At 67.5% G+C, this 26,237-nt stretch carries 20 protein-coding genes and 1 other RNA gene; all 21 read right to left on the bottom strand.

What is annotated here, in order from left to right; all coding sequences use genetic code 11:
- Nucleotides 1-1,634: NAD-dependent DNA ligase LigA (gene ligA, locus AUL32_RS08180; protein WP_244497726.1), on the bottom strand; the 1,634-nt coding region annotated here is incomplete at its 3' end.
- Between the two features lie 62 nt (nucleotides 1,635-1,696).
- A complete protein-coding gene (gene recN / locus AUL32_RS08175; RefSeq protein WP_062113565.1) occupies nucleotides 1,697-3,370 on the bottom strand; it encodes a DNA repair protein RecN in 1,674 nt (557 codons plus the stop codon).
- A 155-nt stretch (nucleotides 3,371-3,525) separates the two neighbouring features.
- Nucleotides 3,526-4,422: an outer membrane protein assembly factor BamD gene (locus tag AUL32_RS08170; protein WP_374700938.1), complete on the bottom strand. Its 897-nt coding sequence runs from the start codon at nucleotides 4,420-4,422 to the stop codon at nucleotides 3,526-3,528.
- Between the two features lie 438 nt (nucleotides 4,423-4,860).
- Nucleotides 4,861-5,802 carry a UDP-3-O-acyl-N-acetylglucosamine deacetylase gene (gene lpxC / locus AUL32_RS08165; RefSeq protein WP_062113562.1) on the bottom strand — a complete coding sequence of 314 codons (942 nt, stop codon included), beginning with the start codon at nucleotides 5,800-5,802 and terminating at the stop codon, nucleotides 4,861-4,863.
- Nucleotides 5,803-6,103: 301 nt separating this feature from the next.
- The gene (gene ftsZ / locus AUL32_RS08160) at nucleotides 6,104-7,690 is read right to left on the bottom strand and encodes a cell division protein FtsZ (RefSeq protein ID WP_062113559.1); all 1,587 of its coding nucleotides are present in this window, start codon (nucleotides 7,688-7,690) and stop codon (nucleotides 6,104-6,106) included.
- A 118-nt stretch (nucleotides 7,691-7,808) separates the two neighbouring features.
- Entirely contained in the window at nucleotides 7,809-9,137 is a 1,329-nt protein-coding gene (ftsA, locus tag AUL32_RS08155; protein WP_061976765.1) for a cell division protein FtsA, read from the bottom strand.
- On the bottom strand, nucleotides 9,134-10,042 hold the full coding sequence (locus AUL32_RS08150) for a cell division protein FtsQ/DivIB (RefSeq protein WP_062113556.1): 909 nt from the start codon (nucleotides 10,040-10,042) through the stop codon (nucleotides 9,134-9,136). The genes ftsA and AUL32_RS08150 overlap by 4 nt, the downstream gene beginning before the upstream one ends.
- Nucleotides 10,030-10,953 (bottom strand): D-alanine--D-alanine ligase, encoded by a 924-nt coding sequence (locus AUL32_RS08145; RefSeq protein WP_062113553.1) that lies wholly within the window; start codon nucleotides 10,951-10,953, stop codon nucleotides 10,030-10,032. The genes AUL32_RS08150 and AUL32_RS08145 overlap by 13 nt, the downstream gene beginning before the upstream one ends.
- Before the next feature lie 244 nt (nucleotides 10,954-11,197).
- Nucleotides 11,198-12,193, bottom strand: a complete 996-nt coding sequence (murB, locus tag AUL32_RS08140; protein WP_082659406.1) for a UDP-N-acetylmuramate dehydrogenase — start codon at nucleotides 12,191-12,193, stop codon at nucleotides 11,198-11,200.
- On the bottom strand, nucleotides 12,142-13,554 hold the full coding sequence (gene murC / locus AUL32_RS08135) for a UDP-N-acetylmuramate--L-alanine ligase (protein ID WP_062113536.1): 1,413 nt from the start codon (nucleotides 13,552-13,554) through the stop codon (nucleotides 12,142-12,144). Before murC ends, murB begins: the two co-directional genes overlap by 52 nt.
- Nucleotides 13,555-13,583: 29 nt before the next feature.
- Complete coding sequence (gene murG, locus AUL32_RS08130) at nucleotides 13,584-14,687, bottom strand: undecaprenyldiphospho-muramoylpentapeptide beta-N-acetylglucosaminyltransferase (RefSeq protein WP_062113584.1); 1,104 nt, start codon at nucleotides 14,685-14,687, stop codon at nucleotides 13,584-13,586.
- A gap of 5 nt (nucleotides 14,688-14,692) precedes the next feature.
- Nucleotides 14,693-15,859, bottom strand: a complete 1,167-nt coding sequence (gene ftsW, locus AUL32_RS08125) for a putative lipid II flippase FtsW (RefSeq protein ID WP_061976770.1) — start codon at nucleotides 15,857-15,859, stop codon at nucleotides 14,693-14,695.
- Nucleotides 15,860-15,862: 3 nt separating this feature from the next.
- Nucleotides 15,863-17,257 (bottom strand): UDP-N-acetylmuramoyl-L-alanine--D-glutamate ligase, encoded by a 1,395-nt coding sequence (gene murD / locus AUL32_RS08120; protein ID WP_062113532.1) that lies wholly within the window; start codon nucleotides 17,255-17,257, stop codon nucleotides 15,863-15,865.
- Between the two features lie 10 nt (nucleotides 17,258-17,267).
- A complete protein-coding gene (mraY, locus tag AUL32_RS08115; RefSeq protein WP_062113529.1) occupies nucleotides 17,268-18,350 on the bottom strand; it encodes a phospho-N-acetylmuramoyl-pentapeptide-transferase in 1,083 nt (360 codons plus the stop codon).
- Between the two features lie 4 nt (nucleotides 18,351-18,354).
- Nucleotides 18,355-19,824 carry a UDP-N-acetylmuramoylalanyl-D-glutamyl-2,6-diaminopimelate--D-alanyl-D-alanine ligase gene (locus AUL32_RS08110; RefSeq protein ID WP_062113525.1) on the bottom strand — a complete coding sequence of 490 codons (1,470 nt, stop codon included), beginning with the start codon at nucleotides 19,822-19,824 and terminating at the stop codon, nucleotides 18,355-18,357.
- Nucleotides 19,821-21,272 (bottom strand): UDP-N-acetylmuramoyl-L-alanyl-D-glutamate--2,6-diaminopimelate ligase, encoded by a 1,452-nt coding sequence (locus AUL32_RS08105; protein WP_062113524.1) that lies wholly within the window; start codon nucleotides 21,270-21,272, stop codon nucleotides 19,821-19,823. Before AUL32_RS08105 ends, AUL32_RS08110 begins: the two co-directional genes overlap by 4 nt.
- A 274-nt stretch (nucleotides 21,273-21,546) precedes the next feature.
- A complete protein-coding gene (locus AUL32_RS08100; protein ID WP_061976775.1) occupies nucleotides 21,547-23,268 on the bottom strand; it encodes a peptidoglycan D,D-transpeptidase FtsI family protein in 1,722 nt (573 codons plus the stop codon).
- Nucleotides 23,265-23,624: a cell division protein FtsL gene (gene ftsL / locus AUL32_RS08095; protein ID WP_062113522.1), complete on the bottom strand. Its 360-nt coding sequence runs from the start codon at nucleotides 23,622-23,624 to the stop codon at nucleotides 23,265-23,267. Before ftsL ends, AUL32_RS08100 begins: the two co-directional genes overlap by 4 nt.
- An 8-nt stretch (nucleotides 23,625-23,632) precedes the next feature.
- Nucleotides 23,633-24,664, bottom strand: a complete 1,032-nt coding sequence (rsmH, locus tag AUL32_RS08090; protein WP_062113521.1) for a 16S rRNA (cytosine(1402)-N(4))-methyltransferase RsmH — start codon at nucleotides 24,662-24,664, stop codon at nucleotides 23,633-23,635.
- Nucleotides 24,661-25,122 (bottom strand): division/cell wall cluster transcriptional repressor MraZ, encoded by a 462-nt coding sequence (gene mraZ, locus AUL32_RS08085; protein WP_061976778.1) that lies wholly within the window; start codon nucleotides 25,120-25,122, stop codon nucleotides 24,661-24,663. Before mraZ ends, rsmH begins: the two co-directional genes overlap by 4 nt.
- Before the next feature lie 707 nt (nucleotides 25,123-25,829).
- Nucleotides 25,830-26,220, bottom strand: an RNA gene (gene rnpB, locus AUL32_RS08080) — RNase P RNA component class A.
- Nucleotides 26,221-26,237: the final 17 nt, after the last annotated feature.

The following is a 26,237-nucleotide window of genomic DNA, read 5'->3' as shown; positions in this document are numbered from 1 at the left end:
GCGCGACGGCGCGCCTCGATCACATCGCGCAGCCGGTCGAACTCCATGCGGAAGAGGTCGGCCGGCTGGCGCGCGAGGCCGGCGTCGAACAGCTCCTCCACGAAAGTCTCCCCCAAGCCTTCGATGTCGAAGGCGTTGCGCGAGACGAAATGCTTCAGACCTTCCTTGGCCTGGGCGGGGCAGGTCATGGCCGCCGTGCAGCGGCGCACGGAGTCCAGGCGCCCGGTGCGCGGATTGATCTCGCGCTCCGCCTTGGAGCCGCAGATCGGGCAATGATCGGGATAGAGGAAGGGCTCGGCGCCGTCGGGTCGCTTTTCGATGACGACGTCCACGACCTGCGGGATCACGTCGCCCGCGCGCTGGATCACCACCGTGTCACCGATGCGGATGTCGCGCCCGCCCCGTATCGGTTGGCCGTCGGCATCCCGCCCGGCCACATAGTCCTCGTTGTGCAGCGTGACGTTCGACACGACGACGCCGCCGACCGTCACCGGCCGCAGCTTGGCGAGCGGCGCGAGCTTGCCCGTGCGCCCGACATTGATGACGATCTCCTCCACGACGGTGGTCGCCTGCTCGGCGGAGAACTTGTGCGCGATGGCCCAGCGCGGCGCGCGCGAGACGAAGCCGAGTTCGCGCTGCTGTTCGAGATCGTCCACCTTGTAGACGACGCCGTCGATGTCGTAGCCCAGGCTCGCTCGCTCCGCTTCGATGCGGCGATAGTGCTCGATCAAGCCGTCCACCGTCTCCAAGCGGCGCATCAGGGGCTCGGTGCGCCCGTTCTGCGGCACGGTATTGGTCTGAAAGCCCATCGCCTGTAGAGCGGCCACGACCTCGCTCTGCGTCTCGCCCGGCAGCTCGCTCGTCTGTCCCCAGGCATAGGCGAAGAAGCGCAGGGGCCGGGACTTGGTGACGTTGGCATCCTTCTGCCGCAGCGAGCCGGCGGCCGCGTTGCGCGGGTTGGCGAACTGGCGCGCCTTCCGGGCGCCCTCGCCTCCGCCCTCCGCCCCTTCGCCGGCTTCCGCCAGAAGCCTGGCGTTGAGGGCGGCAAAGTCGGCATGGGTCATGTAGACCTCGCCGCGCACCTCGAAGATTTCGGGCGAAAAGCCCGTCAGCTCGCCCGGAATGTCGTCCAGCGTCCTGGCATTGGCGGTCACGTCCTCGCCCACCTGACCGTCGCCGCGTGTCGCGGCTGAGACCAGCCGGCCCTTTTCGTAGCGCAGCGAAAGGGACAGGCCGTCGATCTTCGGCTCGGCCGTGATGGCGAGCTTGGCATCCTCCGACAGGCCGAGGAAGCGGCGCACGCGGCGGGCGAAGTCGGCGACGTCCTCATCCGCGAAGGCGTTGTCGAGCGAGAGCATGGGCACGGCGTGCCGGATCTTGGCGAACTTAGCGGACGGTGCCGAGCCGACCTTGCGGGAAGGCGTGTCCGCCCGCACCAGATCGGGAAAGCGCGCTTCGATCGCCTCGTTGCGCCGACGCAGCGCGTCGAACTCGGCGTCGGTGACGGTCGGCGCGTCGTCCTCATGATAGCGCCGATTGTGCTCGGCGATTTCGAGCGAGAGCCGTTCCAGCTCCACCGCCGCCTCGGCCGGAGTCATCGTGTCGAGATCGGAAAGGTCGGACATGGCGGGCATCGGCTCAGATGAGGGAAATCGGTGAAAGCGATACACCGATTCTGGGGCAGGCTGACAAGATGTCAGCCGGCGACGCCGATCAGCCGCGCCGCCGCGGCCCGCGCCTCGTCGGTCACGATATCGCCGGCCAGCATGCGGGCGATTTCCTCGCGCCGGGCGGGAACGTCGATCGTGGCGACGCGGGTCGACAGGCGCTCGTCGCCGGGCGTCATCTCGGCCTTGGAAATCAGGAGATGCGTGGTGGCGCGCGCGGCCACCTGCGGCGCGTGGGTGACGGAGAGAACCTGCACCCGGTCCGCCAGCCGCGCCAGGCGGCGGCCGATCGCGTCCGCCACCGCGCCGCCGACGCCCGTGTCGATCTCGTCGAAGACGAGGGTCGGCGCCGAGCCCTTGTCGGCCAGCGCGACCTTCAGCGCCAGGAGGAAACGCGACAGTTCGCCGCCCGAGGCGACCTTCATCATCGGCCCGGCTCGCGTGCCGGGATTGGTGCGAACCCAGAACTCCGCCGTATCGATGCCGCTCGCCGCGCGCGCTTGCGGATCGCTCGTCAGTTCCACGATGAAGGCGGCGCGCTCCAGCTTCATGTCGGGAAGCTCCGACATGACGGCCGCTTCCAGATGCACGGCCGTGTCGCGGCGCTTGACCGAGAGATCGGCGGCGAGCTTGTCGAAGGCTTCGCGCCGTTCGGCGACATCGGCCTCGAGCTTCACGAGCCGTTCCTCGCCGGCATCCAGCTCGGCGAGATCGGCCACCATCTTGGCGGTGAGATCGGCCAGTTCGTCCACCGGCACGTTGTATTTGCGGCCTGCCGCGCGCAGCGCGAAGAGGCGCTCCTCGCATTGCTCCAGCGCGCGCGGATCAAACTCCAGCGTGCGCAGAGCGCCCTGCAGGCACATCTGCGCGTCGGACAGCGCGTCCAGCGCCGTTTCTACCCGCGCCAGCGCCTCGTCCAGAAGGCCGGGCAACTCGTCCTTCTTGCGGTCGAGCCGGCGCAGCAGGCTGGCAAGGCCGGGAATGGGCGACTGCGGGCCGGCCAGTTCCTCGTGCGCGTCGTTGACGTCGGTCGCGATCTTTTCCGAGCGCATCATGACCTGACGCTTCTCGGCCAGTTCCTCTTCCTCGCCCGCCAGCGGCGAGAGCGTCGTCAATTCCTCCACCGAAGCGCGGAGATAATCGGCCTCGCGCGCCGCGGCCTCCACCCGCGCCCGGTGGCGCGACAGTTCCGTCTCGGCCTTGCGCCAGGCGCCGAAGGCCTCGGCCACGGTGCCGGCCTCCATGGCGAGGCCGCCATATTCGTCCAGCAGCTGGCGATGGGCTTCGGGATCGACCAGTGCGCGGTCGTCGTGCTGGCCGTGGATCTCCACCAGCGTCGTGCCGATCTCGCGCATCAGACCGACGCTGGAGGGGCGGTCGTTGATGAAGACGCGGGTGCGCCCGTCGGCGCTCTGCACGCGACGCAGGATCACGTCGCCGTCGTCGTCGAAGCCGTTGTCGAGAAGGAGGCGCCGGGCGGGATGGGCGGCCGGCAGGTCGAACACCGCCGAAACCTCGCCCTGCTTGGAGCCGTGGCGCACCAGCCCGCCATCGCCGCGCCCGCCGAGCGCGAGCGACAGGGCGTCCAGCAGGATGGACTTACCCGCGCCCGTCTCGCCCGTGAGGACGGACAGCCCGTGGTTCAGCCCGAGATCGAGCCGGTCGATAAGGACGATGTCGCGGATCGAAAGGTGAACAAGCATGCGCGCGAAGGGCTAGTCCGTGTTGGGCCGCAAAGCAACAGGCAAGCGCAGAGATAGGATGGAAGGTCGAGGGGCGGAAGGGGGCGAGCCGTCCCTCCCCGCACGAAAAAGGCCGGCTCCCGAGGGAGCCGGCCTTTTTGATGTCCTGTCAACGATCAAACGCGCGGGGCGCGAAGCTGGGTGGCCGAGGCGGACGCCGCAGCGGTCGTCTGCGGCACGGGATCGCGCCCGGCGCCGGTGATGAGGCGCGTGGCGTTGCCGAACCAGGAATTGCCCGTGCCCGCGCGCGGCTGCAGGCCGTTGGTCTGCAGAAGGGCGTAGGAGTCCTTGTACCACTGCGACTCGGGGAAGTTCTGGCCGAGAACCGAGGCCGAGGCCTGCGCTTCCTGCGTCAGGCCCATGGCGTAATAGGCTTCCGTCAGGCGGGCGAGCGCTTCCTCGACGTGGCGGGTCTGCGGGAACGTGTCGACGACGTTCTTGAAGCGGTTGATCGCCGCGATGTATTCGCGCCGCTCCAGATAGTAGCGGCCGACCTGCATCTCCTTGCCGGCGAGCTGGTCGCGGCCGATGCGGACCTTGGCCTTGGCGTCCTCGACATATTCGGAGGTGGGATAGCGATCGACCACTTCCTGCATCGCGGCCACGGCGCGCGCGGTGTCGGTCTGGTCGCGCGTCACGTCCGGGATCTGCCGGAAATAGGACAGGCCGATAATATACTGGGCGTAGGCCGCCTCGCTCGACCCCGGATAGGTCGCGAGATAGCGCTTGGCCGAGGACACGGCCTCGTCATAGTCGCCCTTGCGGTAGCTGGCGAAGGCGCGCATCACCAGCGCCTTGCGGGCGTATTCGGAATAGGGATGCTGCTTGTCGACGGCCTCGAACTTCTTGGCCGCTTCGCCCAGACGCCCGCTTTCCAGATTGGCGAGGCCCTGGTTGTAGAGCACGTCGGCCGGTTCGGTCTGCGATGCGAGGGCGAGCGCGTCGACATCGTTGTCCTTCGACGACATGCAGCCCGAGAGCAGCAGCGTCGACGCGGCCAGAGCCAGCGCCATCGGGGCCGCGCGGTCGCGGCCGAACAGCGGCTTCTTGATACCCATCGAACTCAAGTCCCCCTGGCTTTCCCGAACGCCAAGCTCACGGCGTTCCGCCATGCCCCTCCTAGCGCGAGGGAGCCGGCGCATACAACGGTTCAAGGCGGGTTAACACGCCTTTTTTGTGGCGCGCGCCGCGCCGGCTGGCGCGAGGCTGGGCCCAAACGCGAAAGGCGGCAGGGATGCGCCTCGACGCCGCCCCACCGCCCGTTCCGTCAGTCCATACGATCGATCTTAGAGTCCGTTTGGAAACTCGGTCGGGTCGGTCTGACGGTGCTTTTTCGCCGTCACTTCGTTGCCAATCCTCGCCGATGCGCCCTCGCATCGACTGCGGTTGGCGCCTCGCGGCACCCAAAAATCCCTCGCCAGCCCTCCGCCGCCGAATGTCCAAACAGACTCTTAGAGAATCTGCGGGCCGAAGGTCGGCGCGGCGGCCGCCACCAGAGGCGACTGGCGCAGCGGCGCGAAGCGCTGGGTGCCGTCCACGATCTCGTAGGCCAAGCGATCCGACATCAGAGCTTCCAGCGCCATGGCGTTGAGGCGATGGCCACCGCGGAACGAGCGGTAGCAACCGAGGATGCGATACCCGGCCAGCGCCTGATCGCCCACGGCGTCCAGCGTCTTGTGACGAACGAACTCGTCGACATAGCGCAGGCCGCCCGGATTGATGACCTTGTCGTCATCGCCGATCACGACCGAGTTTTCCAGCGAGGAGCCGAGCGCGTGGCCCGAAGCCCAGAGCCGTTCGACATCCTTCATGAAGCCGAAGGTGCGGGCGTTGGCGAGTTCCTCGCGGAAGAGGCTGGGCGACAGGTCGCCCGAGAAGCTCTGGCGGCCGATCGCGGCGGTGGCGAACTCGATGTCGATCTCGAAGCGGGTGCCATCATAGGGGCGGTACTCGGCGAAGCCGCCGTTGCGCTCGATGCGCACCGCCTTCAGGACACGGATGAAGCGGCGTGAAGCGCGCTGGGCGACAAGCCCGGCCTGCTCGATGGCGCGAACGAAGGCCCCTGCCCCACCGTCCATGATCGGCGTCTCGCGGCCGTCGATCTGCACCACGACATTGTCGACCTCCATGGCGTAGAGCGCGGCCATGAGATGCTCAATCGTCGCCACATGGGCGCCCTTGAGGTCGCCGACGATGGTGGAGAGATCGGTCGACGAGACGTTGGCGGAGACGGCAGGGATTTCGTGGATCAGGCCCGAGGGCTCGAAGACATGGAACACGATGCCCGTGTCGGGCTCGGCGGGATGCAGCGACAGTTCGACCGTCGCGCCGCTATGGACGCCCACGCCCTCGAACCCGATCCGCGCTCCAATCGTGTGCTGCTTCGTGACCACGTGACTCTATCCTACTCATTGCCGGAACCGTCTGACGCCGCTTCGCAAGCGCGAAGGGCGAATGGGCTCGGCTACTCCAACTCGACTGGGCTCCGTGGAGCCGAGGTGTCGCGCTTGGCGATCGAACTTGGAGAGGAAACTAGGTCTCGGGTCGATTGTGGCCAAATCACGCTTTCTTACCCCGTGTTACCGGGATGTTCGTTAACCCCGCTTGGTGGCTCGGATTCCTCGCGGTGCAAACGAAAGAGCCCGCCCCTTGCGGGGCGGGCTCGTTAAGTGTTTCGTGACAGCTTCGTGAAGATCAGTTCGACTGACGACGCAGGAAAGCCGGGATTTCGAGCTGGTCCTCGTCGCCGATCGGGCGCGCGGCGACCGGCGGGCGAGCGGCGGAATCGGCGGCCGAACGGCGCGGCGCGTAGGGGCTCGCCTCGGTCGGACGACGCTCGGCCTGCGGGCGCGGTTGGCGATTCTGATCGCTCAGGACCACCTCGTCCTCCTCGCGGCGCGACAGGCCGGTGGTGAGGCGACGCAGCAAGCCCATCGGACCGCGATCCTCGGCCGCCGGCTCCATGGAGCCGCTGCGACGCTCGATCTCGGCCTGCACCACGGGCGGGAAGTCTTCCACGCGCGGCATGCGGGTCTGGGCGGCCTGGGTGATCGGCGCGCGGGGCGCCGCCGGGCGGGGCTGGACCTGGGCGATCTCGGCCTGAAGAGCGGCGGTGAAGTCGTCCTCCATGTCGGCCGCCTGGGCGACCGGGGCCGGACGCGGCTGCTGGGGCTGCGGCGCGGCGACGACGGCGGCCGGCTGGAGAGCCGGAGCGGTCTGCACCGGGGCCGGCTGCGGCGCGGGCGCTGCTGCCGGCACGGCGGCGCGGGCAGCGGCGGCCCGCGTTTCGGCGGCGCGCTCGTAGACTTCCATCGCGGCCTTGTCGATGCCGGTGGCGACCACCGACACGCGGATCACGCCTTCCAGGCTCTCGTCGAAGGTCGCGCCGAGGATGATGTTGGCGTCCTGATCCACTTCCTCGCGGATGCGGGTCGCCGCCTCGTCCACCTCGAACAGCGTGAGGTCACGCCCGCCGGTGATGGAGATGAGGAGGCCCTTGGCGCCCTTCATCGAGGTTTCGTCCAGCAGCGGGTTGGCGATCGCGGCCTCGGCGGCGGCCATGGCGCGGCCCTCGCCGGACGCCTCGCCCGTGCCCATCATGGCCTTGCCCATCTCCCGCATCACGGAGCGAACGTCCGCGAAGTCGAGGTTGATGAGGCCTTCCTTGACCATCAGGTCGGTGATGCAGGCGACGCCGGAATAAAGAACCTGATCGGCCATGCCGAAAGCGTCGGCGAAGGTCGTCTTGTCGTTGGCGATGCGGAAGAGGTTCTGATTCGGAATAACGATCAGCGTGTCGACATTCTTCTGCAGCTCTTCGATGCCCTGCTCGGCGATGCGCAGACGGCGCTGGCCCTCGAAGTGGAACGGCTTGGTGACGACGCCGACCGTGAGGATGCCTTTTTCGCGCGCCGCGCGGGCGACGACGGGGGCCGCGCCCGTGCCGGTGCCGCCGCCCATGCCGGCGGTGACGAAGCACATGTGCGAGCCGAGAAGATGATCGCAGATCTCGTCCAGCGATTCTTCGGCGGCCGCGCGGCCGACCTCGGGCTGCGAACCGGCGCCGAGCCCTTCCGTCACGGCGACGCCCATCTGAATGATGCGCTCGGCGCGCGAGGAGCGCAGCGCCTGGGCGTCGGTGTTGGCGATCACGAACTCGACGCCTTCGAGACCGGCGTTGATCATGTTGTTGACGGCGTTGCAGCCGCCGCCGCCGACGCCGAAGACGGTGATCCGGGGCTTGAGTTCGGTGATGTCGGGCTTCTGCAGGGTGATGCTCATCTCATTGCCTTTCGGAGGGGCCGGGCCGCCGCGCCAGCCTGAAGGGTTTGAACCGGTCCGGCGCGCCGTCAGCGCCGGATGTGGATAGGTCGTTGGTCAGTGTCCCACGCGAACCTTGTCAGAAGCTCTGCCGAAGCCAGGAGCCGAGGCGTCCGACCCGCGTGCGCTGGTCGAAGGCGAAGTCCAGGACCGAATGTTCGGGCACATGCTCGAGCATCGACACCTGCGGGTAGATCAGAAGCCCCACCGACGTGGCGAAAGCGGGGCTCTTGTTGGCCGCCGCAAGGCCCGCCACGCCGACCGGGCGGCCGAGGCGGACATTGCGGTTGAGGATGGAGCGGGCCGCGTCGCCAAGGCCGGCGAGCTGGCTGGCGCCGCCCGTCAGCACCACGCGCTTGCCGATGACATGCCCGAGATTGGACTGGTGCAGCCGGTCGCGGATCAGTTCGAGCGTTTCCTCCACCCGGGGGCGGATGATGCGCGCGATCAGCGAGCGCGAGACCTGGATCGTCGCCTCGTTGTTCTCGTCGCCCAGCGGCTCGACCGAAACGGTGTCGCCGTCGGCCATCATGCTGGGCAGGGCGTTGCCGTGCATGACCTTCAGCCGTTCCGCCTGTTCGGGGCGGATCGAGAGGCCGCGCGCCAGGTCCATCGTGATGTGATGGCCGCCGAGCGCCACCGCGTCGGCATAGGCGAAATGGCCGTTCTGGAAGATCGAAATCGAGGTCGAGCCCGCGCCCATGTCGATGCAGGCCGAGCCCATCACGGCCTCGTCGTCCACCAGGGTGGACAGGCCGCTGGCGTAGGGCGTGGCGACGAAGGCCTCGACCACGAGATGCGCCCGGTTGATCGCCGCTTCCAGATTGCGCAGCGGCGTTTCCTCGGCCGAGAGGATGTGCAGCTCGGCGCCGAGCTCCGCGCCGGTCATGCCGACGGGATTTTCCAGGCCCGCCTCGTTGTCCAGCATCAGGTCGAACGGCACGCGGTGGAGCGCGACGCGCCCTTCGCGAAGCGGCGTGCGGGCCGCCTGGTTGAGAACGCGCTTGAGGTCCAGCTCGGAGACCTCGGTGCCTTCGACCTGGGCACGGGCCGAGCCGCGAAGGCTCTTGAGGCGCCCGGCGCAGACGGAGACGATCAGCGACTCGATGGTGAGCCCGGCCATGCGCTCGGCCGCGTCGACGCAGTAGCGGATCGACTTCTCGGCCGCGTCGAGATCGACCACGACGCCCGACTTCACGCCGCGCGAGCGCTGGTGGCCGATGCCGATCACTTCCACCACATGGGTTCGGCCGGGCAGCACCTCGCTTTCGGGGCGCGGCTTCAGCTTGGCGATGAGGCAAGTCACCTTGGACGAGCCGACATCGAGCACCGAAATGGTGCGCGGGCGCCGGTCCGAGGGCTTCTTCATGCGCGGAAGTTGGTCCGTGGGTTTGGAGAACAGCGTCATACCGGCTTCTCCTTGCGGGCCTGCTTCACGATTTTGTCCCGTTCCTTCAGCGCCTTGAGGCGTCGCTCCTGCGCCGCCGGCGTCAGCTTGATGACGACGCGATCCTCGAGCCGCATGTCTACGGCCTCGATGTCGCGCGAGAGAAGTCCGACGTCGCGGTCGAGCCGCATCACGGCGGCGGCGGCCTCGATCGGGTCCAGCTCGGGCAGGCGCACCACGACGCCATTGTCGAGCCTGAGGTCCCAGCGCCGGTCGCCGACGCGGACATAGGCCTTGATGCGCTGGTCCAGCTCCGGCACGAGCGCCATCTTGTCGAGGATGTCGGTCGCCTCGCGCGCCGCGCCCGGACCCACCACGAAGGGCAGGTCGGTGAAGCGCGTCGTGGCGTAGGGCACGATCTCCTTGCCGTCGCGATCGACGATCCAGAGATCCTTGTCGCGCTGCCAGAGCGCGAAGGGCTTCTTCTCCACCAGCGCGATGCGCACGCGGTTGGGATATTCCTTCTCGATCCGCGCGCTCTCGATCCAGGGCATGGCCTCGATCGCCTTGCGCGCGGTGTCGACGTCGAGCGCCGGCAGGGTCGTGGCTCCGGTCGCCCAAAGCTCCTGCAGGATGTCGATCTCGCTCGTCTCGCTGTAGCCGGTGACGTCGACCTGCTCGATCGACAGGCCGAGCGGCTCGGCGATGGCGTCCACGACCTTCACCGTGTGGCTGCCCAGCACCATACCGTAGAGCGCGGTGGAGCCGAGAAGGCCGATCGTCATGGTGCGAAAGCGCGGCAGCGACATCTCGCGCAGATTCTTGATCCACACGATGATCTTGCGGCCCAAGCGCTGGGCGCGCAGCGCCAGCGGGTGCATCCGCTCGAAATCGGTCAGCGACAGGCGGCGGTTCAGCGCTTGCATGAGGCGTCCCTCACCATCCAGCTCAGGAGATCACCGAAGGAATGGCCGGCCGCGCGGGCGATGTCGGGCACGAGCGAGGTCGCGGTCATGCCCGGCTGGGTGTTGATCTCCAGCCAGATCAGCTCGCCTCCCTCGCCGAAGCGGTCGTCGTAGCGAAAGTCCGAGCGCGACACGCCGCGGCAGCCGATGGCGCGGTGGGCGGCCAGCGCCGCTTCCTGCACACGCTTGGTCACTGCCGGGGAAATCGCTGCGGGAATGACGTGCTTGGAGCCGCCCGGCAGATATTTGGACTCGTAGTCGTAAAAGGCGTGGCCCTCTGTCGTGATCTCGCAGACCGGCAGCGCCACGTCGCCCATGACGGCGCAGGTCAGCTCGCGGCCGGCCACGAAACGCTCGATCATCACCTCTTCGCCGAAGGCCCAGTCCGTGCCGTGAAGCTGCTGCGGCGGATGGGCCTGATCCTCGCGCACGATCAGGACGCCGAAGGAGGAGCCCTCCGCGATCGGCTTCACGACGTAGGGCGCGGGGATGACATGGCTCGCTGCCGCCTTGCGGCGGTCCACCACCAGGGTTTCGAGCACGGGAACGCCGGCCGCGCGGGCGACGGTCTTGGCCTTCACCTTGTTCATGGCGAGCGCCGAGGCGAGCACGCCCGAATGCGTGTAGGGAATTTCCAGGAATTCAAGCACACCCTGGATCGTGCCGTCCTCGCCGAACGGCCCGTGCAGCGCGTTGAAGGCGACGTCGGGCTTCAGCTCGGCCAGAACCTGCGCGATGTCGTGGCCGACATCGATGCGGCTGACGCGGAAGCCCTCGGCCTCCAACGTGTCGGCGCACTCCCGGCCGGAATTGAGGCTCACCGGCCTTTCCGACGAGAAGCCACCCAACAGCACCGCCACATGCAAGGTCATCGACCCACGATCCCATCAACGATATTTCAGGGATCATTCATGAGGCCGGTTTGGTTAAACGAAGGTTAATCAAACCGGCACGATGAAACAAAATCGTAAGGCCGTTCCGGAACCGCGCGTTAACCTTTCGCCCCTGTGGCCGCCGCGCCATGCGCCCGCAAGACAGAAGCGCCCACTGGCAGACCCATCTTCCAACGAAAAAGGGCGCCGTCGCGGCGCCCTTGGCTGAAGCATCGTCCCTCGTTCAGGGTTGGAAGGGCTCGACCTCCCGGCCCGGCTCGAACCGTCCGAGCCGCTTGATCTCCCATTCGAGGAGAATTTCGCTCGTTTCGAAGACGCGCCGACGCACGGTCTCGCCCAGAAGCTCGAGATCGTGCCCCCTCGCCTCGCCCGCGTTGATCATGAAATTGCAGTGGAGCGCCGACATCTCGGCGCCGCCGATCGCCAGCCCCCGGCAGCCGGCAAGGTCGATCTCCTTCCAGGCCGAGGTGCCCGGAGGGTTCTTGAAGGTCGAGCCGCCGGTCTTCTCGCGAACCGGCTGCACGGTCTCGCGGTGATGCTGCACCTCGTCCATCGCCGTGCGGATCGCATCCCGCTCTGCGGCCGGACCTTCGAACAGGGCGGAAACGAAGATCAGGTCCTCGGCCGCGTCGGCATGGCGGTAGCTGTAGCCCATGTCGGCACGCGTCAGGACATGGCGGTTTCCCGCGCGGTCATAGGCCACGGCCTCGACCAGCCGGTCCGCCGTCTCGACGCCGTTGGCGCCGCCATTCATGCGGATCGCGCCGCCGACAGAGCCGGGAATGCCGTGGAAGAAGTGAAAGCCGCCGATGCCGGCCTCGAGCGCCACGGCCGCCAAGCGCTTGTCGCTCGCCGCCGCACCGGCGCGGATGCGCCCTTCGCCGGCCGGCTCGACCTCGCCGAAACCCTTGGCGGGCAGGCGCAGCGTCACCCCGCCGATCCCGCCGTCGCGCACCAGAAGGTTGGAGCCAATGCCGACCGTGGTGAGCGGCACCTCGGGGGGAAGCGCTTTCAGAAAGGCTTCGAGATCGGCCTCGTCCGCCGGCTGGTAGAGAAAATCGGCCGGGCCGCCGGTGCGGAACCACGTGATCTTCGACAGGTCCGCGCGCTCGCTCAGCTTCCCGCGCAAGCCCAGCGCGGGGTCCGACAGATGGGCGTGGAGATCGCTCACGCGCGCGCGCCCAGGGCGTCCAGTTCCTTGGGCAGGGCATAGGCCCATTGGGTGATGGAGCCGGCGCCGAGGCACACGACCATATCGCCCGGCCCGGCGACGCGGTGGACGAGCGGCGCAAGGTCCGCCGGTCCGTCGATCAGCTGCGCGTCGCGATGGCCGCCGAGGCGCAGGCGCTCGGCCAGCATCTCGGAATTGACGAACTCGATCGGCTCCTCGCCCGCCGCGTAGACCGGTGCCAGGATCACCGTGTCGGCGTCGTTGAAGCAGGCCGCGAAATCCGCGAACAGGCTTTGGAGGCGGGTGTAGCGATGGGGCTGCACCACGGCGATGACGCGGCCGGACGAAGCCGAGCGCGCCGCCGAAAGCACGGCGCGGATCTCGACGGGATGGTGCCCGTAATCGTCGTAGACGTCGATGCCGTTGGACTGGCCGGTGTGGGTGAAGCGCCGCTTCACGCCGCCGAAGGCGCCGAGCCCCTTGCGGATCGCCTCGTCGGTGATGCCGATGCGATGGGCGACGGCGAGCGCGGCGGTGGCGTTGGAGACATTGTGCCGGCCCGGCATGGGCAGGGCGAGATCGGTCAGCTCCTGCGTCGTGCCGGTGATGCGGTCGCGGATCGTCACGTCGAAGATCGAGCGTGCCCCTTCCATGCGCAGGTTCTGGAAACGCACGTCGGCCTGCAGGTTCTCGCCATAGGTGATGATGCGCCGGTCCTCGATCTCGGCCACCAGCGTCTGCACCTCCGGGTGGTCGAGGCACATGACGGCAAAGCCGTAGAAGGGCACGTTCTCGACGAAAGCGCGGAAGGCCGAGCGCACCTTGTCGAACGTGCCGTAATGGTCGAGGTGTTCGGGGTCGATATTGGTGACGACGGCGACATCGGCCGGCAGCTTCAGGAAGGTGCCGTCGGACTCGTCGGCCTCCACCACCATCCAGTCGCCCTCGCCCATGCGGGCATTGGTGCCGTAGGCGTTGATGATGCCGCCGTTGACGACGGTCGGGTCCATGCCGCCGGCGTCGAGGAGCGTGGCGACCATGGATGTCGTCGTGGTCTTGCCATGCGTGCCGCCGATGGCGATGGCCTGACGAAAGCGCATGAGCTCGGCCAGCATCTCGGCACGGCGAACGATCGGCAGCAGCCGGGCTCTGGCGGCAGAAAGCTCCGGGTTCGAGCGCTTGATGGCGGTGGAAACCACCACGACCTCGGCAAGGCCCAGATTCTCGGCGGCATGGCCGATATGGACCGTCACACCCTTTTCGCGCAAACGCTGCACATTGGCGTTCTCGGCCGCGTCGGAGCCCTGCACGGTGTAGCCGAGATTGACCAGAACCTCGGCGATGCCGCTCATGCCGATGCCGCCGATCCCGATGAAATGCACAGGGCCGATATTGGGCGGCATCTTCATGAGACGCTCCTTTTCTTGGTTTCTCTGAATCATCGGGACCCGCCGGCCTCCGCGAGGCCGACCAGGAGATTGGCCAGCTGGCGCGCGGCGTCGGGAATGCCGACCGAGCGCGCGACCGTCGCCATGGCCTCGGCGAAGGCGGGGTCTTCCGCGACCTCGCGAATGTGTCCGGCCAGACGCTCGGGGCTGAGCTCGGACTGCTTGGCGAGCACGGCACCGCCCCCCTCGGTCAGCCGCGCGGCATTGGCCGCCTGATCATGATCGAGCGCATAGGGGTAAGGGACTAGCACGGACGGGCGGCCGATCACGCAGATCTCCGAAACGGTGGAGGCGCCGGAGCGGCTGATCACCAGATGGGCGCGGCCGATGCGCTCGGCCATGTCACCGAAGAAGGGCGAGACCTCAGCCGGAATGCTCATGCGCTCGTAGAAGGCGCGCACTTCGGCCTCGTCCTCGCGCCGCGCCTGCTGGGTGACGCGCAGGCGCGCCTGGAACGGCGCGGGCAGGCGCTCGATCGCCTCGGGCACGGCCTTGGAGAAGAACTGCGCGCCCTGGCTGCCGCCGAACACCACGAGATGGAAGGGCTCGTCGCCTCGGCTCGGCTCATAGGGGCGCTCGGCCGCCTTCAACACGGCGGGGCGCACCGGATTGCCGGTGACCTTCATCTTGGCCGCGACCGCCGGATCGGCATGGGTCTGCGGAATGCCGGCGGCGATCGCCCGCACGCGGCCGGCCAGAAAGCGGTTGGCCCGGCCCATCACGGCGTTCTGCTCGTGGATCAGGGTCGGGCGGCCCGCATTCACGGCGGCGAGCATCGGCGGCACGGTGGGATAGCCGCCGAAACCGACCACGGCGGCGGGCTTCAACGCGCGCATCAGCGCCCCCGCCTGCCGGTAGCCGTTCAGGAGCTTGAAGCCGGAGCGCAGCATCGCGATCGGGTTCTTCGAGCCGAAGGTCGCCGAGGGGATGACATGCGTGGCGTCGGCCGGGAAGCTGCCGGCATAACGCCCGGCGCGCTCGTCGGTCGCCAGATGAACGCTGAGGCCCCGCGCGCGCAGCTCGTGCGCCAGGGCCTCGGCCGGGAAGAGATGCCCGCCCGTGCCGCCGGCGCAGAGAAGGATTGGTCCTGCCACACCCTTCACCGGGGGCTCGCCGCAGTCTGGAAAAACAGCGTGCGGTCCACCAGCCGGTCGGTCTGCGAGACGTTCTCGGCACGCTTGCGCGTCAGCGCCAGGACGAAGCCGGCGGTGATCGCCACCGCCATCATGGACGAGCCGCCATAGGAGATGAATGGCAGCGTCATGCCCTTGGCCGGCATGAGGTGCAGGTTCACCGCCATGTTGATGATCGACTGGAGGCCGAACAGCATGACGAGGCCGGTGATGGCGAGGCGGCAGAACGTGTCGCGCTGGCGGAAGGCGACCGACAGGCCGCGCAGCACGATGAAGGCGAAGACCGCCGTCAGCGCCATGCAGGAGATGATGCCGAACTCCTCCGCAATCACGGAATAGGCGAAGTCGGTGTGGCTGTCGGGCAGGATGCGCTTCACCGTGCCCTCGCCCGGACCTTGGCCGAACCAGCCGCCGCGCATGATGGCCTCGCGCGCCGTGTCGGTCTGGAACGTATCGCCCTCGCCCGTCATGAAGCGGTCGATGCGCGAGGCGACGTGCGGGAAGACGAAATAGGCCGAGCAGAAGCCCACGAGGCCGATGCTGCCGAGCATGACGATCCACATCCAGGGTAGGCCGGCCATGAAAAACAGGCCACCCCAGACCGAGGTCGACAGGATCGTCTGGCCGAGATCGGGCTGCGCCACGAGCAGCGCGCAGACCACCATCAGGATCAGGATGGAGAAGAGATTGCCCGGGATATCCTTGCGGCGGGAATGCTCGGCGAAGAGCCAGGCGCAAACCACCACGAAGGCCGGCTTCATGAACTCGGAGGGCTGGATGCTGAGCGGGCCGATGTCGACCCAGCGCCGCGCGCCCTTGACCTCGGTTCCGAAGAACAGCGCCAGAACCATGAGGCCCAGGGCGCCGCAAAGCATGACGATCGAGGCGCGGCGAATGCCGCGCGGGCTGAGCAGCGAGGTGGCCAGCATCACGGCGATGCTGGGAAACAGGAACAGGGCGTGGCGTTTCACGAAGTGGAAGGGCTCGAGGCCGATGCGCTCGGCCACCGGCGGACTGGCCGCGAAGGACAGGACCATGCCGCCGATCATCAGGATCAGGAAGGCGGCCAGGAACCAGCGGTCGATCGACCGCCACCAGTCCGTGATGAGACCCTTCTTGGCGCGACTGACCATGTTCTAACCCCTGCGGAAGACATCGACCCCCGGCAAGGCTTCCACCAGATGGCGGAAGCTTTCGCCCCGGATCTCGAAATTGCGGAACTGGTCGAAGCTGGCACAGGCCGGCGACAGGAGAACGACCTCCTCCTCGCCGGATCGGGCGGCGTCGCGCGCCGCGTTTTCGACCGCGACGTCCAGCGTACCCGAAATTTCGTAAGGAATTCGTTCACCAAGAGTCGCGGCGAAGGCGGGCGCCGCCTCGCCGATCAGATAGGCCTTGGCGACACGCGGGAACAAGGGCTCCAGCGAGGCGATGCCGCCCTCCTTGGGCAGGCCACCGGCGATCCAGTGTATGCGCTCGAAACTCGCCAGCGCGGGCGCGGCGGCGTCGGCATTGGTGGCCTTGGAATCGTTGACGAAAAGCACTTGGCTGGCGCGCCCGACCTGCTCCATGCGATGAACGAGGCCGGGAAAGCTTTCGAGCCCCGCCTGGATTTCGTCCTGCGTCAGCCCCAGCGCGGTCAGCGCCGCGACGGCGGCGGCCGCGTTCTGCCCGTTGTGCCGGCCGCGCAGCGAGCCGATGCCGGCGAGGCGATACTGCGCCTCTTCGACGCCGTCGCGCGCCAGCACCAACGTGCCGTCGCGGTAGAAGAGTCCGTCCTGAAGCGGCTTCTCCTTGGAGATGCGCACCACGACATTGCCTTCGCTCTCGTGCCAGTCGGCAATGCCGGCGCCGTAATCGTCGTCCACGCCGATCACCGCCGTGCCTGCGTCCTTCAGGAGCCGGGCCTTGATCGCGGCATAGTTCTCCATGGTCCCATGCCGGTCGAGATGATCGGGCGTGAGGTTCAGGAGAATGCCGACGGTCGGCGCCAGCGAGGGCGCCAGATCGATCTGGTAGGAGGAGCATTCCACGACATAGTGCCGCTCGGGCGCGGGCGGCTCCAGCGTCAGCACGGCGACGCCGATATTGCCGCCGAGCTGCGTGTTGCGGCCGGCATGCCGGAGGCAATGGGCGATCAGTGCCGTGGTGGTGGACTTGCCGTTGGTGCCGGTGATGGCGATGAACGGCGCGCGGGGGCAGGTCGCCGCCCGCTCGCGCACGAAGATCTCGATATCGCCGATGATCGGTACGCCCGCCTCGCGGGCCAGCTCCGCCGCCCAATGGGGCTTGGGATGGGTCAGCGGCACACCGGGCGACAGCACCAGGGCCTCCAGCCGCGACCAGTCGAGACCATGGAGATCGCCGCTCGGCAGGCCTTCGGACGCGGCGGCCTCGACGCTTTTGGGATTGTCGTCGAAAACGGTGAGATCGGCGCCGCCCGCCAGCAGCGAGCGGGCGGTGGCGAGGCCGGAGCCGCCGAGGCCGAACAGAGCGACCCGCTTGCCGCTGAAACTCGTCGCGGGGATCATCGGCCCCTCCTCAACGCAGCTTCAGCGTGGACAGGCCGACGAAAGCGAGCATCAGGGCGATGATCCAAAAGCGGACGACGACCTGGCTCTCGGTCCAGCCGAGCTTCTCGAAATGGTGGTGGATCGGCGCCATCAGGAAGACGCGCTTGCCGGTGAGTTTGAACGAGGCGACCTGGATGATGACCGACAGCGCCTCCATGACGAAGAGGCCGCCGATCACGGCGAGCACCAGCTCGTGCTTGGTGGCAACCGCGACCGTGCCGACGAGGCCGCCCAGCGCCAACGAGCCCGTGTCGCCCATGAAGATGGCGGCGGGCGGCGCGTTGAACCAGAGAAAGCCGAGCCCCGCGCCGATCACCGCGCCGCAAACCACGGCGAGCTCACCCGTGCCGACGACATAGTGAATCTGCAGGTAGTTGGCGAAATTGGTGTTGCCGGCGAGGTAGGCGATCAGTGCGAAGGCCGCCGCCGCGATCATGATCGGCATGATGGCGAGCCCGTCGAGTCCGTCTGTCAGGTTCACGGCATTGGCCGCGCCCACCACGACCACAGCCGCGAAGGCGGCGTAGAACCAGCCGAGATCGATCAGGAGCGACTTGATGAAGGGCACCGACAGGGAGGTGGCGAAACTGCCGGACTGCGCGAGGATGATGAGGACGCCGGCGGCCAGCGCAATGGCGAATTCGATCGCGAGGCGCGCTTTGCCGGAAAAGCCCTTGTGGCTCTGCTTGGTGACCTTGAGATAATCGTCGTAGAAGCCGATCGCGCCGAAGCCGAGCGTGACGAGCAGCACCGTCCAGACATAAAGATTGGTGAGGTCGGCCCAGAGCAGCGTCGCGGCGAGGAAGCCCGACAGGATCATCAGCCCGCCCATGGTGGGCGTGCCGGCCTTCTTGAAATGGGTCTGCGGCCCATCGGCGCGGATCGGCTGGCCCCGCCCTTGCCGGATGCGCAGGTTGGCGATGATCGCCGGGCCGAACAGGAACACCACGATGAACGAGGTGATCATCGCGCCGCCGGTGCGGAAGGTGATGTAGCGGAAGACGTTGAAGACCTGCGCGTCTTCGGTCAGCGCGGCGAGATAGGTGAACATGCGATCAGGCTCCCTGCCGGAACGAGTGGGGGGCAGGTTCGCCCATTGAAGGGGCGGCGGATGCGGCGAACTGGGCGATCAGATCGTCCACGACCTTCGAGAAACCGATGCTCTTCGACGCCTTGATCATCACGACGTCACCGGGCCGAAGGTGACGCAGGAGGCTTGCGCGAAGCTCGTCGGTGGAGGAATGCCACTCGTGGCGCACGAGGCGCTCAAGCGCGGCGTCGAGCGCCGTCATCTCGGTTCCCGCCAGCAGGACGAGATCGGGATGGGCGTCGAGAACCGCCGAGGCGAGCTCGACATGCAGGGCACGCGACTGGGCCCCGAGCTCCAGCATGTCGCCGAGAACGGCGATGCGGCGCGCGTCCTCGCCCGGCGCGCATTGCGCCAGCAGTGCCAACGCGGCGCGCATCGAGGCCGGGTTGGCGTTGTAGCTTTCGTCGATCAGCGTCCATTCCCCGCCACCTGGAAGCGAGAGGACGTGGCGCTCGCCCCGGCCCTTGCTGGCGCCCCAGCTGGCGAGATCGCCTGCCGCCTGCTCGACATCGGCGCCGAGCAGGTCGGCCGCGCCGAGAACGGCCAGCACGTTCTGCGCGATATGGCGCCCGGCCGCGCCGATCTCGGCCGTCACGTCGGTTCCGTCGATGCGCGCGGCGAGCCGCTGGCCGGCGCCGGTGGAGCGCAGCGCGGTCAGGCGATAGTCGGCACCTTCAGCCTCTCCGAACGTCGTGATGCGGGTGACGCCAGCCGCGCGGGCGCGTTGGGTGAGATGGGCGAGTTGCGGATCGTCGGCATTCAACACGGCGGTTCCGCCCGGCACCAGCCCTTCGAAGATCTCCGCCTTGGCCTCGGCGATCTCGTCGATATCGCGGAAGAAGCCGAGATGCGCGGCCGCGATCAGCGTGACCACCGCGACATGCGGCTGCACCAGCTTCACCAGCGGACGAATCTCGCCGGGATGGTTCATGCCGATCTCGAACACGGCGAAGCGCGCGTCGGCCGGCAGGCGCGCCAGCGTCAGCGGCACGCCCCAATGGTTGTTGAACGAGGCGACCGAGGCATGGACCTCGCCCTGGCGCTCCAGCACATGGCGCAGCGCGTCCTTGGTCGTGGTCTTGCCGACGCTGCCCGTCACTGCGACGATGCGGGCGCGCGAGCGGGCGCGGGCGGCGAGCGCCAGCCGCTCCAGCGCCTTCAAAACGTCGTCCACCACCAGCAGCGGCACGGTCACGCTGCCGAGCGCCGGCAGCTTCTTTTCCGCCACGACGAGCAACCCCGCCCCGGCGGCGATCGCCTGGCGCAGGAAGGCGTGGCCGTCGAAGCTCTCGCCCTTGATGGCGAAGAAGACCTCGCCCGGCGCGAGTGTGCGCGTGTCGATCGAGATGCCGGAGATCGAGGGGGGCAGCGTTCCGACCGGACGCCCGCCCGTGGCAGTGGCGATGTCCGAACCGGTCCAGAGAGGTGCGGTCATGCGCGCTCCTTTCCGGCGATCGCGAGCCGAACTTCCTCATGGTCGCTGAAGGGCAAGGTCCGCCCGCCGGCCGTCTGGCCGTTCTCGTGGCCCTTGCCGGCGACGATCACCGTGTCGCCCGGCCCGGCCAGCGCCACGGCGGTTCGGATCGCCTCGCGTCGATCCCCGATCTCGCGCGCGCCCGGCGCGGCGGCGAGGATCGCGGCGCGGATCGCGGCCGGCTCCTCCGATCGCGGATTGTCGTCGGTGACGATCGCGACGTCGGCAAGGCGCGCGGCGATGGCGCCCATGATAGGCCGCTTGCCGGTGTCCCGATCCCCGCCGCAACCGAACACGAGGATGACGCGGCCCGTCGTGAAGGGGCGCACGGATTGCAGCACGTTCTCCAGCGCTTCCGGCTTGTGGGCATAGTCCACGAAGACCGGCGCCCCCTCGCCCGTCGTGCCGGCGAGATCGAGCCGCCCGGGCGCGCCGCGCAATCCCTCCAGCGCCCGCAGCGCCACCGCCGGCTCGACGCCAGTGGAGATCGCAAGACCCGCGGCCACCAGCGCGTTCGCCATCTGGAACTCGCCGGCAAGCGGCAGGACGATACGGTGAATCTGGCCCGCCGCCTCGATCTCGGCGATCTGACGATGGCGCTCGTGTTCGAGGCGCTTGAGGATCAGGAGATCGCCCGCCCGGCCGACGAGTCGCACATCGGCGCCCGCCGCGCGCGCCGTCTCGGCCGCCCGCGCGCTCCAGGCGTCGTCGGCATAGATCACGGCCGGAGCGCCCTTCGGCAGCAGCGTGTCGAAAAGGCGCATCTTGGCGCGGAAATAGTCCTCCACCGTCGGGTGGTAGTCCATATGGTCGCGGCCGAGATTGATGAAGCCGGCGGCCGACAGGTTCACGCCGTCGAGGCGGCGCTGCTCCAGCCCGTGGCTGGAGGCTTCCATCGCGGCGTGGGTCACGCCTTCGTGGGCGAGCTCCGCCATCAGCTTGGCGAGCGCCACCGGCTCGGGCGTCGTCAAGGTGCCGTAGTCGTCGCGCGTCGGCGACACGACGCCCGTCGTGCCGATCGACGCGGAGACGAGGCCGCTGGCGGCCCAGATCTGGCGGGTGAAGGCGGTGATCGAGGTCTTGCCGCTGGTGCCGGTGACGGCGACAACCTGGGCGGGCTGCCGGCCGTAGAAGCGCGCCGCCATGAGGGACAGCGCGCGGCGCGTGTCGCTTACGCGAACCAGCGGCAGGGAGCTTTCGACGCTCGCGCCGTCGGAGACGAGAAGCGCGGCGGCGCCGCGCGCCTGCGCATCCGCCGTGAAGCTTTCGCCATGGCCCTTCGTGCCCGCATGGGCCGCGAACAGGAAGCCGGGTTCCACCATGCGCGAATCCGAGGTCAGTCCCGTGATCTCGACATTCGCTCCGTCGGGGCCGGTGCCGAGGTCACCGGCGAGGTCGCAAAGCTTCATTCACCATCTTCCACGTCGCAGAAAAAAGCCGGCGGCGGGCCGCCGGCTTTTCACAGTTTTCTTATCGCGCTCATAGAGCGCCTGACCAAACCTCATGGGGTCGGCTGGTCGGTGCTTTCCGCCGAGGGCGTCGTCGCGAATGCTCGACGATGCCGCCGGCATCGACTGCGCTTCGCTTCTCGTCCTCGGACGAAAATCCCTCGCCCATCCTCCGCCCTGAGATTTGATCAGGCGCTCTTAGCCCACACAGCCCGGCGATTGAAGCAATTTGGCGTCAGTAGGAGACCAGAAGCTGCTTTCCGCTCTCCCCGAAGTCGGGCTTCACGTTCAGGAAGGTCGCCGCGCGGCGCACGATATTGCCGACCATGGGCGCCGCGTTCCAGCCGGCCTGGGCGTTCGGCTTGCCCGGCTCGACCTTGGGATCGTCGACGATCGACATGACGATGTAGCGCGGCTTGTCGATCGGGAACGCGCCGACATAGGCGTTGAAGCGCTGGTCCTTGGAATAGCGGCCGTTGACCACCTTTTCCGCCGTGCCGGTCTTGCCGCCGACATTGTAGCCGGGAACGTTGGCGGCGCGGCCCGAGCCTTCCTCACCGTTGAGACGGAAGATCGTGCGCATGTCGAGCGCGGTCTTTTCCTGCACCACGCGGTGCTTGAGCTCGTCGGCCTTTTCCTTCGTGCGCGGCAGGAAGGTGGGCGGAATGTAGTAGCCGCCATTGATGATTGCGGCGGCCGCCACGGCAGTGTTGAGCGGGGTCGTGGACACGCCATGGCCGAAGGCGATGGTCATGGAGTTGATCTTCTTCCAAACCTTAGGCTGAGTCGGCATGGCCACCTCGGGCAGCTCCGTCTTGAGGCGGCTGAGAATGCCGAGCCGCGTCAGGAACTCCTGATGGCTTTCGGTTCCGACCATGTCCGCCTCGCGCGCCGAGCCGACGTTCGAGGAATATTTGAAGATGTCGGGCACCGAGAGCGAGGCGCCCTTGTTGTGGAATTCCTTGATCGTATGACCCGCGACGAAGAAGGGGCGCGTGTCGACCATGGAGTTGATCGACACCTTGCCGAAGTCGAGCGCCATGGCGGTGGTGAAGATCTTGAAGGTCGAGCCCATCTCGAACGTGCCGGCCGAGAACCGGTTGAGGTTCTCCTTCTTCAGCGCGTCGCCTGGGTTGTTGGGGTCGTAGTCCGGCAGCGAGGCCATGGCGATGACCTCGCCCGTCTCGACGTCGAGCACGAGGCCGCCGGCCGCTTGGGCACGGTACTTCTGCATGGCGGCGACGAGCTCGTCGCGCACGATGTGCTGAACGCGCAGGTCGATCGACAGCTTCACCGGCTCCAGATTGTCGCCCGAGGCGAAGCCGCTCGCCTGCAGCGCGCGGAAGCCGCTGTCGTCGATGTATTTCTCCATTCCCGCGATGCCCTGATTGTCGATATTCGTGAGGCCCACGATATGCGACGCGGTCGAGCCGCCGGGATAGAAGCGGCGCTTCTCGGTGCGGAAGCCGATGCCGGGAATGCCGAGCGCCAGGATTTCCTGCTGCTGGCGCGGCGTCAGCTCGCGCTTCAGCCAGGCAAAGCCCGCTTTGGAGGACAAGCGGTCGTGCAGCACCTTGGGGTTGAGGTCGGGCAGAACGGTGAGCAGCGCCTCGGTCGCCTCGTCGGCGTCCACGATGCGGCGCGGCTCGGCAAAGAGCGAAGCGGTCTTGAGGTCGGTCGCCAGAACCTCGCCGTTGCGGTCCACGAGGTCGGGCCGGGTCACCGGGCCGGCATTGGCCATGGCGCGATAGGCATCGTTGGGATCTGCCACGGCGCCCCAGAGCAGGAGCCGCATTCCGATCACGCCGTAGATCGAGCAGAACAGGCCGGTCGCGATCAGAAAGCGCGCCTTGTTGCGCGGAGCTTCCGAGCGGCGCCGCCGAAGGCCGGCGGCGAGCCCGCTCCCCGGCTTGGTCTGGCCGCCGAGAAAGGCGAGCTTGCGACGGAAATCGATCATCGGGACTTGCTCCGATCCACGGCTGCGAACCGGTCGTGAGGCTTCTGTTCGGCGGCGGGCACGACGGGCAGCGGGGGCGAGGGCAATTGGTTCGGTTCGACGATCTGCTCGGGATCGGTCGGGTCGAGCTTCAGCGTGTCCTGGAAGGCTTTGGCCAGCTGCTCTAGGCGGCTGGGCTGGTTAAGAAGGCTCCAGTCCGCGTCGAGCAGCTGGATCGTCTCCTTCTCGAGGGCGATCTTGCGGTCGAGCAGCGCGATCTGATGCTCCACCGCCTCGGCCGAATATTTCTGGCCGAAGGTCCAGGCGGCTGCGCCCAGCATGAGAACGACGAGGAGAACGTCGAGCGTTTTCAACATGGGACGGTTCAAGCTCCGGACGGCAGGTCGGCGAGCGACGGCAGATCGATGAAGTCCGTCGCCTCCCCTTCCGCGCGCGGAGGCGCCTGGGTGCGGACGGCGGATCGCAGCTTGGCCGAGCGGGCCCGAGGATTGAGGGCGATTTCCTCCTCCTCGCCGCCCACCGGCCGGTTGCGCGATTCGAATGTGCGGTCCTTATGCTGAACATCCGGTAAATGCCGCGAGGTCGTCGCCGCTTCCGAGCGATCGCGCAGGAAGCGTTTCACGATCCGATCCTCCAGCGAATGGAAGGTAACGACGGCAAGCCGGCCGCCAGGCTTCAACACGCGTTCGGCCGCGACAAGGGCGCGCGTCAGCTCGCCGAGCTCGTCGTTCACATAGATGCGCAGCGCCTGGAAGGTGCGCGTCGCGGGGTCGATCCGATCCTTGGGCGCGCGCCCGATGACGCGGCCGACGAGTTGGGCGAGATCCAGCGTGCGCTCGAACGGGCGCTCGGCGCGCCGCGCCTCGATGGCGCGCGCGATGCGCCCGGCCTGCCGCTCCTCGCCGAGGAAATTCAGGATGCGCGCGAGATCGCCGACCTTCAGCCGGTTCACCACATCGGCGGCGCTTGGGCCGGAACGGCTCATGCGCATGTCGAGCGGCCCGTCCTTCTGGAAGGAGAAGCCGCGCTCGGCCTCGTCGATCTGCATGGACGAGACGCCGATATCGAGCACCACGCCGTCCACCATCCCGCCGGCCTCGCGCTCGACGATGGATTGAAGATCACCAAACTGGGCATGAACGAGACTGAGGCCCGGCTGGGCCGCAAGCATGGGCGCGGCCGCAGCGATCGCCGTCGGGTCGCGGTCGATGCCCAGAATGCGGGCGCCAGACGCAAGAAGGGCGGCTGAGTAGCCGCCCGCCCCGAACGTCCCGTCGACGATCAGATCGCCGGGACCGGGATCGAGCGCCTCCAGAACTGGCCGGAGGAGCACCGGGATGTGACGAACCGGTCCGCCATCGGCAGGTTCCTCAACCGTGCCGTGATCCGTCATCATTCCGGCGCACCCTCGGACATGCCTCGAGTGGTGCGACGCGCCGTCAGACGGGCACGCGCTTCCGCTCGATAGGCCTCGAACCGGGATGGCTCCCAGAGTTGGAAAAAGTGGTTGCGCCCCACGAAGGCGACGCGATCCGTGATGCCCGTGTGGGAGCGTATGAAGTCGGTCACCATGATGCGCCCCTCGGCATCGAATTTCAGAAAGGCGCCGTCGCCATAGGCAAAGAGCGACATGTCCGAATAGTCCTCGCTGAAGGGGTCCTCCTGGGCCATGCGCGTCTCGTAGCGCTCTAGGAGATCCATCCCGCCCACGTCGATCGCGGGCTGGCCGATGGCCTGCAGCGCATAAAGCTCCCGCTGCCCGCGCGCGGCCAAGACCTGCCGAAAGGGAGCTGGAACGGAAACGCGACCCTTGGCGTCGATATTGTTGACCGAATTGGAAAGGAACCGGTCCATCGTCGCCGTCGACCGCTCCTCTTTTCTCCCGATCCCTCACGACACCCCCACCCGCGCTTCACGCCGAAATCAGCACACAAACTCACACGTAGGCGGCACAACCACCCACGCCGCCCGGCCAAAACACGCCGGAAACGATGCTCGCCAATGTTTGAATTCGGCCCGAAAACGGGCCTTCAGGATGAATTTGGGATACCATGGGACCCTATGGGGGTCAATGGGAACGGGCCGCTCACGAGGTGGCAGAGGACCTGTTGCAGCCTTGCCGCAACCTCTTTCGTTAACCAATCTTTACAGGTAGTTAAAGCCACGAATGCAAGCATCGCTGGAACGTAAGACCAGCCTCGCGGCTCGGGTGAGCAAGGACAGTCGAGCTAGCCTAAACAAGCAGTTACGAGCGCCGATTGAAATTTCGTAAGGCAGCACAAGGTTCGGAAAGTTTTTTCCACCGCTCGAATCCGCCAGATCAAAAACCTGCGGGTTGCTCTTGAAGTTTCCGAAAACAGGAAATTTACGGCAAGCCGGTCCGGCAGGCCAAACTGTCGCAGGGCTTGCGGCCCTCGAAGGCCCAAACCGGATCGAATGTGGGGCGCCCTCCCATGATCGGGTGGGACGCGCTCCCATGCCGCGAGCGAGCCTAACCCCAAGACTGGAGGAAGCCTTTGGAAGCCCCTCAGCGGCAGGGCCATATCCGATGTCACGTGCGAAGAGCCAGCCGGCCTATAAGCCGGGTTCTGTGCGACGGCTTGCGCCGTCCGGCGACCATTCCTCTGGGATGCCGCTCGCGCGGCACCTCAAGCAACCCACCCGAACGATCGACCCGGAGAGGGCTGGCGGTTTCCCGCCGCGTCGTTCCTATTCGGTCTTGCTCCCGGTGGGGTTTGCCCTGCCGCCGCCATTGCTGGAAGCGCGGTGGGCTCTTACCCCACCGTTTCACCCTTACCCCTCGCACGAAGCGAAGGGCGGTTTGTTTTCTGTGGCACTTTCCCTGGGGTCGCCCCCGCCGGGCGTTACCCGGCACCGTTTCTCCGTGGAGCCCGGACTTTCCTCCCCCGCCGTCTTTCGACTTATGACGGGAGCGGCCGCCCGGCCGGCTGGCAAGCGGTCATGTCGCC

This window comes from Aureimonas sp. AU40 (genome assembly GCF_001463785.1).
GTDB lineage: Bacteria > Pseudomonadota > Alphaproteobacteria > Rhizobiales > Rhizobiaceae > Aureimonas.
Note: the sequence above shows the minus strand (reverse complement) of the source record. Positions and strands in the feature narration are given on the sequence as shown.